The sequence below is a fragment of the Methylopila sp. 73B genome (assembly GCF_000526315.1).
In the GTDB taxonomy this organism is placed as follows: domain Bacteria; phylum Pseudomonadota; class Alphaproteobacteria; order Rhizobiales; family Methylopilaceae; genus Methylopila.
In genome coordinates, this window is sequence record NZ_JAFV01000001.1 from 1005075 (window position 1) to 1022005 (window position 16931).

15 protein-coding genes and 1 tRNA gene are annotated in these 16931 nt (G+C 68.4%); 10 read left to right on the forward strand and 6 right to left on the reverse strand.

Going from position 1 to position 16931, the window contains the following annotated elements:
• The first annotated feature begins 62 nt into the window (after nucleotides 1-62).
• The 6 genes from plsX (at nucleotide 63) to K244_RS0104935 (ending at nucleotide 10615) form a co-directional block, all read left to right on the forward strand.
• Complete coding sequence (plsX, locus tag K244_RS0104910) at nucleotides 63-1124, forward strand: phosphate acyltransferase PlsX (RefSeq protein ID WP_020185135.1); 1062 nt, start codon at nucleotides 63-65, stop codon at nucleotides 1122-1124.
• Nucleotides 1121-2098 carry a beta-ketoacyl-ACP synthase III gene (locus K244_RS0104915; protein WP_024816320.1) on the forward strand — a complete coding sequence of 326 codons (978 nt, stop codon included), beginning with the start codon at nucleotides 1121-1123 and terminating at the stop codon, nucleotides 2096-2098. The genes plsX and K244_RS0104915 overlap by 4 nt, the downstream gene beginning before the upstream one ends.
• Nucleotides 2099-2220: 122 nt before the next feature.
• Nucleotides 2221-2568 carry an integration host factor subunit alpha gene (locus K244_RS0104920; RefSeq protein WP_020185137.1) on the forward strand — a complete coding sequence of 116 codons (348 nt, stop codon included), beginning with the start codon at nucleotides 2221-2223 and terminating at the stop codon, nucleotides 2566-2568.
• A gap of 15 nt (nucleotides 2569-2583) precedes the next feature.
• Nucleotides 2584-3180, forward strand: a complete 597-nt coding sequence (locus tag K244_RS0104925) for a MerR family transcriptional regulator (RefSeq protein WP_020185138.1) — start codon at nucleotides 2584-2586, stop codon at nucleotides 3178-3180.
• A gap of 120 nt (nucleotides 3181-3300) precedes the next feature.
• Nucleotides 3301-5229 (forward strand): autotransporter assembly complex family protein, encoded by a 1929-nt coding sequence (locus K244_RS0104930; RefSeq protein ID WP_036305485.1) that lies wholly within the window; start codon nucleotides 3301-3303, stop codon nucleotides 5227-5229.
• 124 nt (nucleotides 5230-5353) lie between these two features.
• Entirely contained in the window at nucleotides 5354-10615 is a 5262-nt protein-coding gene (locus K244_RS0104935; protein WP_020185140.1) for a translocation/assembly module TamB domain-containing protein, read from the forward strand.
• Here K244_RS0104935 and K244_RS24095 read toward each other — a convergent pair.
• Complete coding sequence (locus tag K244_RS24095; RefSeq protein WP_245259737.1) at nucleotides 10612-10953, reverse strand: hypothetical protein; 342 nt, start codon at nucleotides 10951-10953, stop codon at nucleotides 10612-10614. The two genes, K244_RS0104935 and K244_RS24095, sit on opposite strands and share 4 nt — an antisense overlap.
• Nucleotides 10954-11057: 104 nt before the next feature.
• Between K244_RS24095 and K244_RS0104945 the strand changes: the two genes are divergently transcribed.
• From K244_RS0104945 to K244_RS0104955, 3 genes are all read left to right on the forward strand, one after another.
• On the forward strand, nucleotides 11058-11822 hold the full coding sequence (locus K244_RS0104945; RefSeq protein ID WP_020185142.1) for a hypothetical protein: 765 nt from the start codon (nucleotides 11058-11060) through the stop codon (nucleotides 11820-11822).
• Nucleotides 11823-11965: 143 nt separating this feature from the next.
• Nucleotides 11966-12499, forward strand: coding sequence for an SRPBCC family protein (locus tag K244_RS0104950; protein ID WP_020185143.1), 534 nt, complete (start codon nucleotides 11966-11968; stop codon nucleotides 12497-12499).
• Between the two features lie 8 nt (nucleotides 12500-12507).
• Complete coding sequence (locus tag K244_RS0104955; protein ID WP_020185144.1) at nucleotides 12508-13461, forward strand: beta-propeller fold lactonase family protein; 954 nt, start codon at nucleotides 12508-12510, stop codon at nucleotides 13459-13461.
• Here the strand turns inward: K244_RS0104955 and K244_RS0104960 are convergent.
• From K244_RS0104960 to K244_RS0104980, 5 genes are all read right to left on the reverse strand, one after another.
• Entirely contained in the window at nucleotides 13427-13804 is a 378-nt protein-coding gene (locus tag K244_RS0104960; protein WP_020185145.1) for a response regulator, read from the reverse strand. The genes K244_RS0104955 and K244_RS0104960 overlap by 35 nt on opposite strands.
• Nucleotides 13805-13829: 25 nt before the next feature.
• Nucleotides 13830-14096, reverse strand: a complete 267-nt coding sequence (locus tag K244_RS0104965) for a hypothetical protein (RefSeq protein WP_020185146.1) — start codon at nucleotides 14094-14096, stop codon at nucleotides 13830-13832.
• Between the two features lie 119 nt (nucleotides 14097-14215).
• A complete protein-coding gene (locus K244_RS23865; RefSeq protein ID WP_020185147.1) occupies nucleotides 14216-14389 on the reverse strand; it encodes a hypothetical protein in 174 nt (57 codons plus the stop codon).
• Between the two features lie 80 nt (nucleotides 14390-14469).
• Nucleotides 14470-14547, reverse strand: a tRNA-Pro gene (locus K244_RS0104975).
• A gap of 164 nt (nucleotides 14548-14711) precedes the next feature.
• Nucleotides 14712-15152 (reverse strand): DUF1810 domain-containing protein, encoded by a 441-nt coding sequence (locus K244_RS0104980; RefSeq protein WP_020185148.1) that lies wholly within the window; start codon nucleotides 15150-15152, stop codon nucleotides 14712-14714.
• 245 nt (nucleotides 15153-15397) lie between these two features.
• Here K244_RS0104980 and K244_RS0104985 point away from each other — a divergent pair, with 245 nt between their 5' ends.
• Nucleotides 15398-16903: an ATPase domain-containing protein gene (locus K244_RS0104985; protein ID WP_020185149.1), complete on the forward strand. Its 1506-nt coding sequence runs from the start codon at nucleotides 15398-15400 to the stop codon at nucleotides 16901-16903.
• Nucleotides 16904-16931 lie beyond the last annotated feature (28 nt).

Sequence of the window (16931 nt, forward strand, 5' to 3'; positions counted from 1 at the left end):
GCGCCGCGCTCCCCCGGGGCGTTTTGGCCGCGCCCGCTGAAAGATCTCGTCTTCTGCGCCCCATGACCGACACAGTCCGCCTCGCCCTCGACGCCATGGGCGGCGACCATGGCCCCTCCGTCGTCGTGCCGGGCGCCGCGCTCGCGCTCGCCCGCAAACCGGACATGACGTTCCTGTTCGTCGGCGACGAAGCGAAGATCCGCCCGCTCGTCGACGCCGAACCACGGCTCGCCGGGCGCTGCGAGATCCTGCACACCGACGTCGCCGTGCGCATGGACGACAAGCCCAGCGTCGCGCTTCGCAAGGGGCGGTGGAAATCCTCGATGTGGCTCGCGCTCGACGCGGTGAAGACGCATCGCTCCGACGCCGTCGTCTCGGCCGGCAACACCGGCGCGCTGATGGCCATGTCCCGATTCTGCCTGCGGATGATGGCGGACGTCGAACGCCCGGCGATCGCAGCGATTTGGCCCACGCTCCGCGGCGAAAGCATCGTGCTCGACGTCGGGGCGACCATCGGCGCCGACGCCCGCCAGCTCGTCGATTTCGCGGTGATGGGCTCCGCCATGGCGCGAATCCTGTTCGACCTCGATCGGCCGACGGTCGCGTTGCTCAACGTTGGCGTGGAGGAGATCAAGGGCGTCGAGCAGGTCAAGGAGGCCGCCCGCATCCTGCGCGAGGAGGATTTCCCTGCTCTCGACTTCCGCGGCTTCGTCGAGGGCGACGACCTCGGCAAGGGCACGGTCGACGTCGTGGTGACGGAGGGCTTCTCCGGCAACATCGCCCTCAAGACGGCGGAGGGGACGGCACGGCAGATCGCGGAATATCTTCGCTCGGCCATGGGCCGCACGTGGCTGTCGAAGCTGGGCTACCTGCTCGCGCGCGGGGCCTTCGACACGCTCAAGGAAAAGATGGATCCCCGGAAGGTGAACGGCGGCGTGTTTCTCGGTCTCGACGGCGTGGTGATCAAGAGCCACGGCGGGACCGACGCCGAGGGTTTCGCCTCCGCGGTCGAGGTTGGGTATGAAATGGTGCGGTACGATCTGATGACGAAGATCCGGCAGGGGCTGCTTCACGACCACGGCGCCGACGCGTCGCCGGCGTCTCTCGCGGGAGCGGCGTCGTGAGCCGCATACGGTCCGTGGTGCGCGGTTGCGGGGCGTATCTGCCCTCGGAGGTGCTGACGAACGCCGACCTTGCGAAGACCGTCGACACGTCGGACGAGTGGATCGTCCAGCGCACGGGCATCCGCCAACGCCACATCGCGGCCCATGGTGAAATGACCTCGGATCTCGCCCTCTTCGCCGCGCGCGAGGCGCTCGCGGACGGGGGCGTCGAGGCGTCGGAGATCGACCTCATCATTCTCGCGACGGCGACCCCGGACAACACCTTTCCGGCGACCGCCACCACCGTGCAGGCGGCGCTCGGCATCACGCACGGCTTTGCGTTCGACGTGCAGGCGGTCTGTTCGGGCTTCCTCTATGCGCTCGCGACGGCCGACAAGTTCCTGATCTCCGGCCAGCACAAACGCGCGCTGGTCATTGGTTCGGAAACGTTCTCGCGCATTCTCGACTGGACCGACCGCGGCACCTGCGTGCTGTTTGGCGACGGCGCCGGCGCCGTGGTGCTCGAAGCGCAGGAGCAGCCCGGCGAGAGCAGCGACCGCGGCGTGCTGACGACGCATCTGCGTTCGGACGGCCGCCACAAGAGCAAGCTGTTCGTCGACGGCGGGCCGTCGTCCACCGGCACGGTCGGCCATCTGCGGATGGAGGGCCGCGAGGTGTTCCGCCACGCCGTCGGCATGATCACCGACGTGATCGAGGACGCCTTCGCGGCGACTGGCGAGACCGCGGAAAGCATCGACTGGTTCGTTCCCCACCAAGCCAACCGCCGGATCATCGACGCCAGCGCCCAGAAGCTTCACATCGCGCCGGAGAAGGTGGTGCTGACCGTCGATCACCACGGCAACACCTCGGCCGCCTCGATCCCTCTGGCGCTCGCGGAGGCGCGGGCCGACGGACGCATCAAGCAGGGCGACCTCGTGCTGCTCGAGGCGATGGGCGGCGGTTTCACGTGGGGATCCGCCCTCGTGCGTTGGTGAGCGTTCGACGAACGAACGAGCGTGGCACGTTGACCATAGCTCACGCGCTGAATAGCCTTTAGCCTCAATAACCTCTCGCCGCGAAAGCGAGAGGGCGGGCGGCCATCCGGGGGAAGCGAGTGATGACGGGGCGCACTGTGACGCGCGCTGATCTGTGCGAGGCGGTCTACCAGAAGGTGGGGCTGTCCCGGACCGAATCGGCGTCTCTGGTCGAAATGGTGCTGGCGGAGATCGGGGACTGCCTCGAGCGCGGCGAGACCGTGAAGCTGTCGTCGTTCGGCTCGTTCGTGGTGCGCGGCAAGGGCCAGCGCGTCGGCCGGAATCCGAAAAGCGGCCAGGAAGTTCCCATCCCGCCGCGGCGGGTCATGGTGTTCAAGCCATCGAACATTCTGAAGGATCGCATCAACGGCGGCGGCGACGACGCCAAGCCCAAGTCGCGCTCGAAAGCCAAGGCGAACGGCGCGGCCTGACGGAAGAGGTGAGCTGTGGAGAAGGGCCCCGAAGCCTTCCGCACGATCAGCGAGGTCGCCGAAGAACTCGGCGTTCCCCAGCACGTGCTGCGCTTCTGGGAGACCCGCTTCCCACAGATCAAGCCGATCAAGCGCGGCGGAGGGCGTCGTTACTACCGTCCCAACGACGTGGACCTCCTCACCGGCATCAAGCACCTGCTATATGGCGAGGGCTACACGATCCGTGGCGTCCAGCGGATCCTGAGAGAGCAGGGCGGCCGGAAGGTCGCGGCTTACGCGGACGGCGGCGCGCCTGCGCCCGACGCCGCGGATCAGGACGTGGCGGAAGCGCGCGCCGACCGGGCCGCGGAGGCCGAAGCGTCGATCGGTCTGCTGGGTCTGCAAGCCGGTCCGGAGCTCTGGGCGCCGCAGCGCCGGCCGCCGTCGGAGCCTCCGCCTGCCGCTCAGGCGGCGCCTCCCCCGCCCGTCGCGACCCCTGATCGCGTAGACCCTTTGCGGGAGCCGTCTCCGGAGCGTCCGACATCCGCTCTGCCGGAGGGTCATGCGCAGCGGCTGCGGACGGCGCTCGCCGAACTCGAAGCCTGCCGTCGTCTGCTCGACGAACGACTTTGAAACTCCACATAGGGTTGCGTACGTGTCGCCCCGCCCGTTAACGGAATATGAGTGGTATCCGAGGGGAGATGCGCAGGATGGTGTGGGATTCGAGTGTTGCGTAGACGAAAGCCCCCCGGCGTGCGCCGGTCTTTGTTGGTCGGCGCGGCTGCGGCCGCGCTGTGCGCGGGAGGAATCGCGCACGCCCAGCAGGACGCGCCGCCCGCCGCAACCTCCGCCGCGGCGTCCGCCGTCGCCGGCGTTTCCTACGTCACCACCGTGTCCGTCGTCGGGGAAGACGCCGCGGTTCAGAAGATCGTCGACGACACCTCCACCCTCAAGTCTCTCCAGAAGGACTCCCCGCCGGGCGCCGCCGGCCTCGTCGGGCGCGCCAAGGTCGACATAGAGCGGCTCGCCGCCGCGCTGATGGCCACCGGCCGTTATGGCGCAATCGTCGACGTGACCATCGCGGGCGTGTCCGTGACGACGACCAGCGCGCCTGACGTGGCGCAGCGGTCGCGGCGACCGGTGCCGGTGGTGATCAAGGTCGATCCCGGCCCGGTGTTCACGATCGGCCGGGTCGCGATTCGCAATGCGGAACGCTCCACCGTCCTGCCCCGGATCGAGCCCGCCAAGATCGGTCTCGCGCCGGGCGCGCCGGCGCCCTCGTCGGCGGTCTTCGGCGCGGAAGCCAAGATCGTCGACCAGTTGCGACGCGACGGCTACCCTTTCGCCAAGGTCGCGAACCGAGAGGTGATCGCCGACCACGCGGCGAAGAAGCTCGACGTGACCATCGACGTCGCGGCCGGACCGCGTGCGCCGTTCGGCCAGATTTCCATCAACGGCACGAAGGACGTCGATCCGACGGTGGTCCGCGGTCGTGTGCCGTTCGAACCCGGCGATCGCTACGATCCGGAGAAAATGGTCGAGCTGCGGGACGAACTCGCCAAGCTCGACGTGTTCTCCTCGATCCGCGTGAAGGAAGGAACCGCGCCCGACGCCCAGGGGCGCGTTTCGGTGACGATCGACGTCGAGGAGAAGAAGTTCCGCTACGTCGGCGCCGCCGCAAAGTACAGCACCACCGACGGGGCGAGCGTCAGCGCCTACTGGGGCCACCGCAACCTGTTCGGCGGCGCGGAGAAGCTGCGGGTGGAGGCGAGCGCCTCGCGCCTGATCAGCAACGACCCGAAGGACTACGAGTACGCGGTCAAGACCTCGTTCGAGAAGCCCGGGATCTGGGGCGGCTTTGACGACCTGCTGGCGGAGGTCGAAGCGATGCGCGAGCGTCCCGACGCCTACTGGCGCGACGGCGCCCGCGCCGCCGTCGCCATCCGCCGCCGCCTCACCAGCGACCTCTCGATCCAGGCCGGTCTCGAAGTCGAGGCCTCGACGATCCGGGACACGTTCGGCGAAAAGGATTTCCTTCTCGTCGGCCTGCCGCTCGGCGCGACCTTCGACAACACCGACAGCAAACTCGATCCCACTGAGGGCTTCCGTGCGACCCTGACGGCCGCGCCCTACTTCAACACGACCGGCGACGCGCCCTCGTTGAACATCATCAAGGGGCAGGTCTCGGCCTACCAGAAACTGGACGAGGACGCCCGGTTCATCGCGGCGGGGCGGATCGGCTTCGGCTCGATCATCGGGCCGAGCGCGATCGAGGACGTGCCGGCGAACCGACGCTTCTTCGCGGGCGGCGGCGGTTCGATCCGCGGCTTCGCCTACCAGAGCGCGAGCCCGCACTGCGATTCGTCGCTGCCGACGCCGAGGCGCGCGCTCGACTGCAAGAAGGACACGCCGGTCGGCGGCCGGAGCCTGCTCGAGGCCTCCGCGGAGATGCGGATCAAGATCACCGACACCATCGGCGTCGTGCCCTTCGTCGACGCGGGCGCCGCCTTCGACAAGACCTATCCGGACTTCGGCGAGGACATCCGCGTCGGCGCGGGCGTCGGCCTGCGCTATTACACCGCGATCGGACCCATTCGATTCGACGTGGCGACGCCGGTCATGGGCAAGACGAAGAACGATCCGCTGGTCGCGTTCTACGTAAGCGTCGGACAGTCGTTCTGACGAACCGAAGCCTTGGCCGGCGGTATCCCTGTACATCAGGGATCAACGCAGGCTCTATGGACGAACAGTCCGCCCAACCTGCGCCGCGCGACGAATTTGGGCGGCGGCGTGCGAACGGAATCCGATGGCCATTCTGAAGCGTGCGCTGATCGTCCTCGTCGTCCTGTTGATGATCCCGGTCCTTCTGGCCGCCGGGCTGTTTTTGTTCGCCCGCACAGAGACCGGCCTCGCGACGATCGCGAACCTCGCCCAGACCTACGGCAGCACGGCGGACTCGAAGATCGCGATCGGCAAGATCGAGGGATCGTTCCCTGACGATCTCACGGTCCGCGACCTCGCTCTGGCCGATCGCGACGGCGTCTGGCTGACGATCGACCGGGTGCGTCTCGCCTGGGCCCCGCTCGCTCTGTTTTCTCGCAAGGTGCAGGTCGAGGCACTGGAGCTCGGTCGCGTGGACGTCGCGCGCACGCCGAACCTGCCGGCCTCGACCGAGCCCGAGCCGGTTTCCGATCCCAACGCGCCGCTGATCCCCGACCTGCCCGTCGAGATCGAGCTGAAGCGCCTTGCGGTTGATGATCTCAATCTGGCTCAGGCGCTCATGGGCGTGCCCGCGCGCCTCGCCGCCGACATGTCCGCATCGCTCCGCAACCCGCGAGACGGCGTCGACGCTCGCTTCGACGTGCGACGCATCGACGGCGTCGCGGGACGGATCAAGGGCTCGGCGAGCTTCGCGCCGCAGACCGAGCGGTTCCAGATCTCGATCCGCGGCGGCGAGCCCGCCGGCGGGCTGATCGCCCGCCTGGCCGACATGCCCGGCCAGCCGCCGATCGACATCGGGATCGAGGGCGGCGGGACGCCCGACGCGCTGCGCGTGCAGGCGGCGCTGACTGCGGGAGACCGCGGCCGGCTCGACGCCGTGGTGGAGCTCGCGGGCGAGGGGGCCGGACGTCGCGTCAAGCTCTCGCTCGACGGCGATGTCGGGCGCATTGCGCCGCCCGCCTACGCCGCGCTCGTGGATGGTCCGACGAAGGCGAGCATCGACGCCTTCGTGCCCGCAGAGGGCGCAATCCGCATCGCCGACGCCGTATTCGATCTGCCGGCGGCGCGTCTTGCCGCCAAGGGCGCGGTCGATCTGGCGGCCGAGACGCTCGACGTCACCTATGACCTGAAAGCAGGCGACGTCTCGCGCTTCGCCGCTCTGCTGCCGCCCGGCATCGCCTGGGGCGCGATCTCCGCGGTCGGCGCCGCGAAGGGGCCGTTCACGCATCCCCACGTCGTGGCGACGGTGGACGGAACCGGCCTGAACGCGACTCAGGGCGGCGCGGCGACCGCGCATATCACGCTCGACGCGGAACCGAACGGACCGCTTACCGACGATGCGACTCGGATCGCGGCCAAGGGGACGATCGACGCCAAGAGCGTCACCTTCGCGGACGACCGGTTGCTCGCAGGGGCCGGCCGGGATCTGACGGCGGCGTTCGACCTGGTCGCCACCGTCGCGGGCGCCGCAGACATCGCGAAGGCGGACGTGGCGCTTGGCGACATCAAGGCGTCCTACGTCGGCGCCGTCTCGGCCGACATGGCGAAGGGCAAGGCGACGCTTGCCGCCGCCGATCTCTCGCCGCTGTCCGCGCTTTCGGGACGCACATTGGCGGGCTCCGCCAACCTCGCCGCCGACGTCGACGTGGCGTTCGATCTGTCGCGTCTCGCGGTGGCGGCGAACGGGGCGGGCAAGGGTCTGAAAGTCGGCGTCGAGCAGGTCGACGCGCTGACTGGCGGCGACCTCGCGATTACGGGCGGCGTGACGCGGGCCGAGAACGGCTCGTTCGCGTTCAACGGGCTGAAGGTCACCGGCAAGCACGTCGCGCTGGCGGCCGACGGCTCCGCGACTCTGCAGGACGCGGACGTCACCTTCCGCGCCGAGGTCGAGGACCTCAACCTCGTCGATCCCCGCGCGGCCGGCCGCGCCACGCTCGATGGCAAGCTCACGGGCCGGCTCGACGATCTCGCCGTGACGGCGAAGCTCGCGGTTCCGGACGGGCGGGCGATGGACCGGGTCATCAAGGACCTCACCGTCGACGTCGATGCGACGGACGTGACGGACGCGGTCGGCGGGGTCGTCCGTCTCGGCGGCTCGCTTGACGGCAAGCCCGTGCGGGGCCAGGCGCGCCTCGTCACCGAGGCCGACGGGGCGCGCAGGCTCGAGGACGTCGACCTCGTCGTCGCGACGGCGAGCGTGAAGGGCGGCGTCTCGATCACCCCCGCGGGTCTCGCGACCGGCCGGGTGACGATCGGCGCGCCCGACCTCGCGGAAGTCGGCGCGCTGGCGCTGACGGAGCTTGGCGGCCGGCTGTCCGCGGACATCGGGCTTTCCGTCGAGAACGGCGTGCAGAAAGCGGTTGTGACGGCGAATGGCGCGGACATCGCCGCGCCGGGCGCGCGCGTCGGCAAGATCGACGTGGCGGCCACAGTGCTCGATCCGACCGGCAAGATCACCGTGGACGGCGTGGTCAACGGGGCCGGGATCGCCGCCGGCGGCCAGGTCATCGAGCGTCTCGCGGTGAAGGCGAACGGCGCGCCGGACGGCATGGACGTGACGGCCGACGTGACGGCGCTCGGAGCCGCGGCCTCGGCGGCTGGTCGCGTGGTCTACGCGCCGGCCGAGACCCGCATCGACCTGTCAAAGCTGAACTTGAAGGGCGGCGGCCAGGACGCGAGCCTCGCAGGCCCCGCCAAAGTGCGGCTCGTCGGATCGGACGTATTCATCGACGCCTTCGCGTTGAAGGCGGGGCAGGGCGGCGCACTCGACCTTTCGGGCAAGGCCGGCCAGATGCTCGACCTCTCCGTCGCCATCCGCGACCTGCCGCTCGCGCTGGCCAACGCCTTCGCGCCGGACCTCGGCGTGCGCGGCGCGCTGGGCGCGACGGCCAAGGTCACCGGGCCCGCCACGGCCCCGGTCGCCGACTTCGACGTCACGATGCGCGACCTCTCGGTGGCCCAGACCCGGGCGGCCGACGTCGGCGCGCTGACGGTCGCGACCAAGGGGCGCTACGCCGGCGACCGCGTGACGACCGACACCACCGTGACCGGCCCGGACGGGCTGCGGCTCACGGCCGTCGGCTCCGCTCCGATCGCCGCGGGCGATCTCGACATGGACGTCGCGATCCGCGCCCTGCCGCTGAAGCTCGCGAACGGTTTCGTCGACGGTATTGGCCTCGCCGGTCAGCTTAACGGCGACGCCAAGGTGACCGGTCCGATCGCGGCTCCGCGCGGAACCTATGCGGCCAAGATCGACGGCTTCACCTCGTCGAGGGCGAAGGGCGTCCCGGCCGTCGCGATCGAGACCAAGGGCGAGCTCCAGGGCGTTCGCGTCACCACCGACACGGTGATCACCGGCGGCGGCGGCGTTCGGGCCACGGCGAAAGGGTCGGCGCCCATCGGCGCCGGGCCGCTCGACATGGACATCGCGATCGCTGAATTGCCCCTGTCGCTTGCGAACGCCTTCATGCCGGAGCTTGGTCTGGCGGGCCGGCTCCAGGGCGGCGCTAAGGTCACCGGCCCCGTCTCCGCGCCGCGCGGCGGCTACGACTTCAAGATCACCGGTCTCACGGCGGCTCAAGCCAAGGGCGTTCCGGCGCTGCAGGTCACGACCAAGGGCGAGCTCGAAGGCAATCGGATCACCACCAACACCGAAGTGACCGGTGGCGGCGGGCTGCGTCTGACGGCGAGGGGGGCTGCGCCGGTCGGCGCGGGCGACCTCGACATGACGGTGGAGCTCCGCAGTGTTCCGCTGGCGCTGGCGAACGGTTTCTCCCCCGGCCTCGGCGCGCAGGGCACGCTGCAAGGCGACGCCAAGGTCTCAGGGCCCATCGCCGCGCCGCGCGGGACTTACACGCTGAAGGTCTCGAACCTCTCGACCGCGCAGACGCGCGGCGCGGGCGTGCCGGCTGCGCAGATCGACAGCAAAGGCCGGCTCGAAGGCGTGCGCGTCGTGACGGACACGGTCGTCACCGGCGCGGGCGGGCTTCGGGTTACGGCGAACGGCTCGGCGCCGCTCGGACAGGGGAACCTCGATCTCCGCGTCGTCGGACGCGCGCCGCTCGCCTTCCTCAACGACACGCTCTCGGTGTCCGGGGACCGCGTCGACGGCGCCGCGAGTTTCGACGTCAGGGTCGGCGGAACGACGTCTGCGCCCGCGATCGACGGCACGGCGCGGCTCGAGAACGCGTCCTACTCAAACCGCGCCTCGGGTCTTCAGCTCCGCGGCATCCAGGCGGTGGTCGCCGGCAATGGAACGAACGTCGAGGTTCGGAGCCTCCGCGCCACCACGCGCAACGGCGGCACGATCTCGGGCTCCGGACGGGTGGCGGTCGATCCCGGCCGCGGCTTCCCCGGCGAGATCCGCATCCAGGCGCAGAACGCTGAGGTCGTTGGGACCGACATCGTCACCGCGGTGATCGACAGCAACCTCACGCTCCAGGGGGCGCTCGCCCGCAGGCCGGTCGTCTCCGGCAACATCCGCGCGCGGTCCGTGGAGATTCAGATCCCGGATCGGCTGCCGGCTCAGTACACGCCGCTCGAAGGCGTGAAGCACCGGGGCGCGCCGGCCCGCGTGACGTCGCAGCTCAAGGCCGTGAACGCCGGCCAGAAGACGGCGCGGTCGGAAGACGGGTTCCTCGCGACCCTCGACATCGACGTGCAGGCCAACGACCGCATCTTCATCCGCGGCATGGGCATCACGTCGGAAGCCGGCGGTTCGATCAAGCTGGCCGGAACCTCCGCCAATCCGCAGCCCGTCGGCGCCTTCGAACTGCGCTCGGGCCGTGGGCAGATCGTGGTCATCGGCCAGCGGCTGACCTTCACCCGCGGTTCGGTGTCGTTCGCCGGCGATCTTGATCCGACGCTCGATTTCCTCGCCGAGACCAAGGCGCGGGACATCACCGCCCAGGTCGTCGTGACCGGGACCGCGTCGCGGCCGCAGATCAACTTCACCTCGCAGCCGGCGCTGCCGACCGACGAGGTGTTGGCGCGCCTGCTGTTCAAGAAGTCGGCGGGCGAACTGAACGCGAGCGAAGCGCTGCAACTGGCGCAGGGGCTTGCGCAGTACACCGGCGGCGCCGGCTCCGGGGCGCTCGACAGCGTGCGCAAGAGCCTCGGCGTGGACGTGCTCGACGTTACGGCCGGCGACGGGCAGGGCGGGGGGCCGGCGGTCGGCGTCGGCCGCTACATCTCGGACAACATCTATCTCGGCGTTCGACAGGGCACGAGCCCGGACTCGAGCCGGGTCACCGTCGACATCGACGTCACGAAGAACGTGAAGGTCCAGGGCGAGACGGGCGCGAGCGGCGACGCGTCCGCCGGCGTCGCCGTGGAATGGGACTACTAGGCGCTGTGGCGGACGGCGAGGCCGAGCGCCGCGCGAAGATCACGGCCGCTGTCGAGGCGGTGAGGACGCGGTTTCTCGCGAGTTTCGACGACAGATTGGTCGAACTCGGAAACCTCGCCACCGCGGCGGGTTCGGGCGACGCGGACGCCCGCATCGCGCTTCAGCGGGGCCTCCACACCATCGCCGGAACCGCGGCGACGCTCGGCCTTCACCACCTCGGTGCTGAGGCCCGCGCCCTGGAAGCGTCGATCGGGCGGGGCGAAGCGCTCGCCGAAGAAGATCTGAGACAGAAGCTTCGAACGCGAAATTCCTGACGGACGTCCCGCGGCGACGTGCATAGCGAATCAGATGTTGCGCGTGTAAGTCGCATTGCGGCAAAATCGTGGCCCAGGTGCGGGGGGCGGCGATGAGCGGGACAGCGCGATGGGCTACGACCGCTGCAATGCTCGCGGCGACGCCGGACGTGGCGGGCGCTGGCGCGTTCACGCTCGAAAAGAGCGAAACCAAGGTGTTCGCCACGGCCTATGTGACGTCCGGCGATCATTACTTCGACGGACGCGGACGGCTCAAGGCGCGCGATCGGCTGAAGAAGCAGGACCTTCAGCTCTACATCGAACATGGCCTGGCCGACGGCCTCACCGTCTTCGGCGCCGGCGCCCTTGAACGCATCACGGTCTCGGGCGACGAACGCTCACAGAGAAGCGGCCTTGGGCGCACGGAGCTCGGCGTGCGCGTCCGGCTCGCCGAACCAGGCGCCTGGATCGTCTCCGCGCAGGGCGGGGTGGTGATCGCCGGCGCGAAGCGCTCGGAGGGGCCCGCCGCAGTCGGCGAAACGGATGATCAGGTCGACCTGCGTCTTCTCGTGGCGCGCAGCTTCGACGCTTTTGCACGACCGGCGTTCCTGGACGTCCAAGCGGGCTACCGGACCCGAAGCGGCGATCCTGCGGATGAAGTCCGGGTCGACGCGACGCTTGGCGTCCGCCCCGCGGCGCGCTGGTTGCTTCTGGCGCAGAGCTTCAACGTCTTCGGCCAAGGCCGTTGGGGCGGGCCCTATGCGTTGAAGCAGCGCACCCACAAGGTTCAGGCGGCCGCCCTGCTTGACCTGACGTCGACGATGACGATCTACGCGGCTGTCTTCGCAACGCCCGCGGCGCGGGACGCGCTCGACGAGCGGGGCGCGCAGCTCGGAATCGGCTACCGGTTCTGAGCCGGGGGTGCGGCGAAGGGACGATGCGACAGGCCTTTATCCGGCCGCGCGCCTTTGGTTCACTGCGCCCGCTGGCCCTAGGGCCCAACAGGCCTCCGACGACGCTCCGCGCGGACGGCCGACCACCGGAAGGAAGCACACGCATGAAGTTTCAACTGCTCGCCGCGGCGGCGGCGTTGTTGGTCGGCTTCGCCGGCGCGGCCGAGGCTCATGGCCCGACGCGCCAGAAGACCACCCAGTCGATCGAGATCAACGCGGCCCCGGACAAGGTCTGGACCGTGATCGGTAATTTCCAGGACATGAGCTGGCTGCCGCCGGTCGAGAAGACCGAGGGCGCCGGCGGAAACGACAAGGACGCGACGCGCACGCTGACGCTCAAGGGCGGAGCGACCGTCAAGGAGCAGCTGTCGAAGTACGACGCCGACGCCAAGAGCTACGCCTACAAGATCACCGAAGTGGACGTGAAGGTGCTGCCCGTCAGCAACTACTCCTCGCACATCAGCGTCAAAGGCGAGGGCGACAAGTCGACGGTGACGTGGCAAGGGGCGTTCTACCGCGGCTTCCCGAACAACGACCCGCCGCCGGAGCTCTCCGACGAGGCCGCGATCAAGGCCGTGAACGAGCTCTACCAGGCCGGCCTCGCTTCGGTGAAGGAAAAGGTCGAGAAGGGAAGCTGACCCGTCCGATGCGCGCGGCGCTCGTCGCGCTCAGCCTCGTCGTCGCAGGCGCCGCCTGCGCCGACGAGGCCTTCGTCACGAACCAGACCGGCGACGATCTCACCGTGCTCGACTTGGCCGACGGCAAGGCGGTGGCGACCATCCCGATCGGGGGAAAGCCCGCCGGCGTGGCCGTGAGCGCGGACGGCGCGCGCGTCTACGTCACCAGTCCCGAGGGCAAATCGCTCGCGGTGATCGACGCCGGAGCGCGGAAGGTGATCGACCGAATACCGCTCGAAGGCGGCCCGCTGGGCGTGGCGGTTCATCCTAGCGGATCGCCGGTCTTTGTGGCGGACTGGTATGCGAAGCACATCCTGGTCGTCGATCCCGTCGCGCGGGCTGTGATCGCCCGCGTTGACGTCGGCGCGTCGCCTTCTGGCCTCGCCGTGACGCCGGACGGCGCGACGCTGCTGTCGGCGGACCGCGACTCCGACCAGGTGTCGTTTGTCGATCTGAAGACGCTGCAACGCGTCGCCACGGTTCCCGTCGGCCAGCGGCCGTTCGGTGTGACGATCGACCGGGACGGTCGACGCGCTTACACGGCGAACGTCGCAAGCAATGATGTGTCCGTGATAGATATTGCGACCCAAAAGGTGGTGGGCGTCGTGACGGTCGGCGAACGGCCCTATGTCGTCGGTCTGGCCGGAGGCAAAGCGTTCGTGAGCAACCAATACGCGGAGAGCGTTTCGGTTTTCGACGTCTCGACCCTCCAGACGCTTGCCACGATTCCGGTCGGCGAGTATCCGGAAGGCGTAGGGGTGTCTACGGACCAGACCAAGATCTACGTGGCGAACTGGTTCTCGAACGCGATGTCTGTGATCGACGTCGCGACCTTGAAGGTCGAAAAATCGTTTGATGTCGGTGATGGGCCGCGCGCGTTCGGCGCTTTTATCCGCGCAACGCCTGTGCAAGCAAAGCCCTAAGATCCGAAGCCAGCGTAATTGGATTGAACGGTTTGGCGATCACGCCCAGCGCTCCAAGCGTCTTGAACCGTTCGATCTCGCGCCCTTGCGTCCGAGCGGTCATGAAGACCACCGGAACCTCACGAGTATCCGGGCGCTCCCTTAGCCGGAACAGCGTCGTCGGACCATCCATGTCTGGCATCATCACGTCCAGGAGGATGACATCCGGAAGACGCGCGTCGACGGCGGCCAAAGCTTCAGCGCCGGACGACACGGTTTCCACCGTGATGTCGGGGTCGAGCCCAAGCGACATACCCACGATCTCACGGATGTCAGCCTCGTCGTCGACGTAGAGGATTCTCAAGCCTCGCCCCCTGAGCGGGTCGCCGTCAGGCGATCGCGCCCATGGCGCTCCAGATGATCGCGCCGGACATCAGCGCGAGGCCAATCATGTCGCCCGTCAGCAGCTGACGTTCGATAGGATTGTGCGGCGCAGTGTTCAGCATCGAATCGTCGACGAAATCGATGTCCGCCTCGGCGTAGTCGATGACCTCATCCGGCCGGGCGGGCGTCATGGAGAACGTATTGACCGAACGAACCCCGACGTCGATCGGGCGAGCATTCGTAGTCTTGCGGGTTTCGAGAACGTAGAACATGAGCGGCGCTCAGCTTGCGATGTTGATTGCCGCCTGAACGTATGAAAGGGCCGCCGCGTTCCCGCGGGGCCCTAAATCTTCACGAAATCTTTAGATCGGGCGCGATGCGGACCGGCGCGTTAAGCCTCGTCGTCCTCGTCGAGCAGATGCTCCACCGCCCCGATCGCGACTTCGAGATCGGCGATCTTCCGCAACGCGCCGTCAGAAGGCAGCGTGTTCGCCTTGGCGGCGGCGGTCAGGAGTTCGCGCTGCGCCGTCTTCATACGGTCGAGCAGAGCCTGGTAGTCATCCATCGGCGGAGCGGTCCTGGGAACTGGGGAGGCGCGAAACGTGCTGGCTTCGCGGGGCGCCCGATCGACGTTTCGGAAAATAATGGTCGGAGCGAGAGGATTTGAACCTCCGACCCCTAGTCCCCCAGACTAGTGCGCTAACCGGGCTGCGCCACGCTCCGACACCCTCGCGGGTCGCGATGCTCTAGAGCCATTCCGCGTTCGGCGCAACCCATCTTCCGCGTCCCCAGTGTTCGCAAAGGCGCTCTTGCGGTCCCCCGGGCCGCCGAGCCGCGCCGGCCCCGCTACAGTCTGGAAAGGCGAGGCTCGCGATGGCCGCTATCAGTTAGCGGCCCGCCGTTTTGGCCAGAAGCTCGAGCGTCTTTCGGTCACGCTCTCCGGCGCAGAACGCGTCGAGCGCGCGTTCGAAGACGCCGCCGTCGAGGCTCGCCTGCGCGAACAGGGTCGCCGACGAGCGGAACTTCATGTCGTCCGGCGATCCGAAGATGTCGCGCAGCCCGCGGTCGGCATGTTCCAGCGTGGCTTCGAAGCTCTCCACCAGGCGTGGGCCGAGCGTGGGGTGCGCGAGGTAGGCCTGCGCTTCCTCGATCGAAACGACGCCGTAGAAAGCCGCCGTCGGGGAGGTCCCGAGACCGCTGAGCTGAGGAAACACGAACCACATCCAATGGCTGCGTTTCTTCCCCGCTCGCAGTTCGTCGAGCGCCGTTGCGTAGATCGGCTCCTGCGCGGAGAGGAAGCGATCGAGATTGAACGGATCAACGGACATGTCTCGCACCCCGCGCTGCTGCGACGCCGTTTCCGGCGGTTGAGAATTCCAGCTTTTCGCGGCTCCGCAAGTGCGACCCTGCCGGAGGAAATGACCTGCAGGCCAGCCCAGGCTTACCTGAAGTAGTCGATTAATAACGATCGGGCGCGCCCATGACGGCAATTCTGCGGAGGGCGGCGGGGACGGCTGTAATTTTTGCCCGAGCGCTCCAATAGATGGTACCGAGCCGCCACGAGGAGTGTGACATGGCGCGTGCTGACGGACGGACATCGACGGGAAACGAGGGCCTCGACGCGGTGTTGCGGGGCGGCCTGGTGACGAACCGGCTCTATCTCCTCGAAGGCTCGCCGGGCTCGGGAAAGACCACGCTTGCTCTTCAGTTTCTTCTCGACGGCGCCGCGCGGGGTGAGCCCGGCCTCTACGTGACGCTGTCCGAGACCGACGAAGAGCTGCGGGGCGTGGCCGCGTCGCATGGATGGTCGCTCGACGCGATCTCCATCTTCGAGCTCGCCGCCGCCGAGGAGGCGCTTGGCGCCGAGCGGCAGCAATCGATTCTCCACCCTTGGGAAAACGAACTCGGCGGCACGATCCAGCTGATCAAGGACGAGGTGCAGCGGATCAAGCCGCGCCGCGTCGTTTTCGACAGCCTGTCCGAGATGCGGCTGCTCGCGCAGGATCCCTTGCGCTACCGTCGCCAGGTGCTCGCCCTCAAACAGTTTTTCGCGCCGCTCGACGTCACCGTGTTCATCGTGGACGACCTTACCGGCGAAGAGATCGGCCAGCGCGACGCCCATCTTCATAGCCTCTGCCACGGCGTCATCACCTTGCAGCGGCTCACGCTGGAGTTCGGCGCCGCGCGGCGGCGGCTCGAAGTCCAGAAGCTGAGGGGCGTCGACTTTATCGGCGGGTATCACGACTTCGTCCTACGCAAGGGTGGGCTCGAGGTGTACCCGCGCCTGATCGCGGCCGAGCATCACGAGCCGTTCGTCGGGGAGCCTGTGCAGAGCGGCGTGCCGGAGCTCGACGAACTGCTCGGCGGGGGGCCTCGTCGGGGCACCACCACCTTGCTGTCGGGGCCAGCCGGCGCCGGAAAGACGACGATCTCGCTCCAGTACGCCTACGCCGCCTGCGAGCGCGGCGAGCACTGCACGATCTACGAGTTCGACGAACGGATCGGCACCATGCTGTCGCGATCGAAGGCCATGGGCCTCGATCTCGATCGCCATATCGAGGCGGGGCGGCTCGTCATCCAGCAGGTCCACCCCGCTGAAATCTCTCCCGGGGAGTTCGCCTGGCGCGTGCGCCAGGAGGTGGAGGGCCGCGACTCGCGTCTCGTCGTCATCGACAGCCTGAACGGCTACATGGCCGCGATGCCTCAGGAGCAGCAGCTCGTTCTGCAGGTGCACGAACTGCTTTCCTATCTGAACCAACGCGGCGTCACGACGTTGCTGATCAATCCGCAGACAGGGCTCGTCGGCAGCATGGCCACCGGATCGATCAACATCTCCTACGTGTCCGACGCCGTGATCCTCATCAGGTTCTTCGAGGCGGAGGGGCGCATCCGCAAGGCGATCTCGATCCTGAAAAACCGGAGCGGCCAGCATGAGGACGCGATCCGCGAGTTGCGGATTGATTCGCACGGCGTCCGCGTCGGCGCGCCGCTGTCGGAGTTCCGCGGCGTGCTGACGGGTACGCCCGAATATGTCGGTCCCCGCAGGCCGCTGATGGAAGATCGCGGCGATGGAGCCTAGCCCGCCAGGGGACGAAATCTGCGTCCTC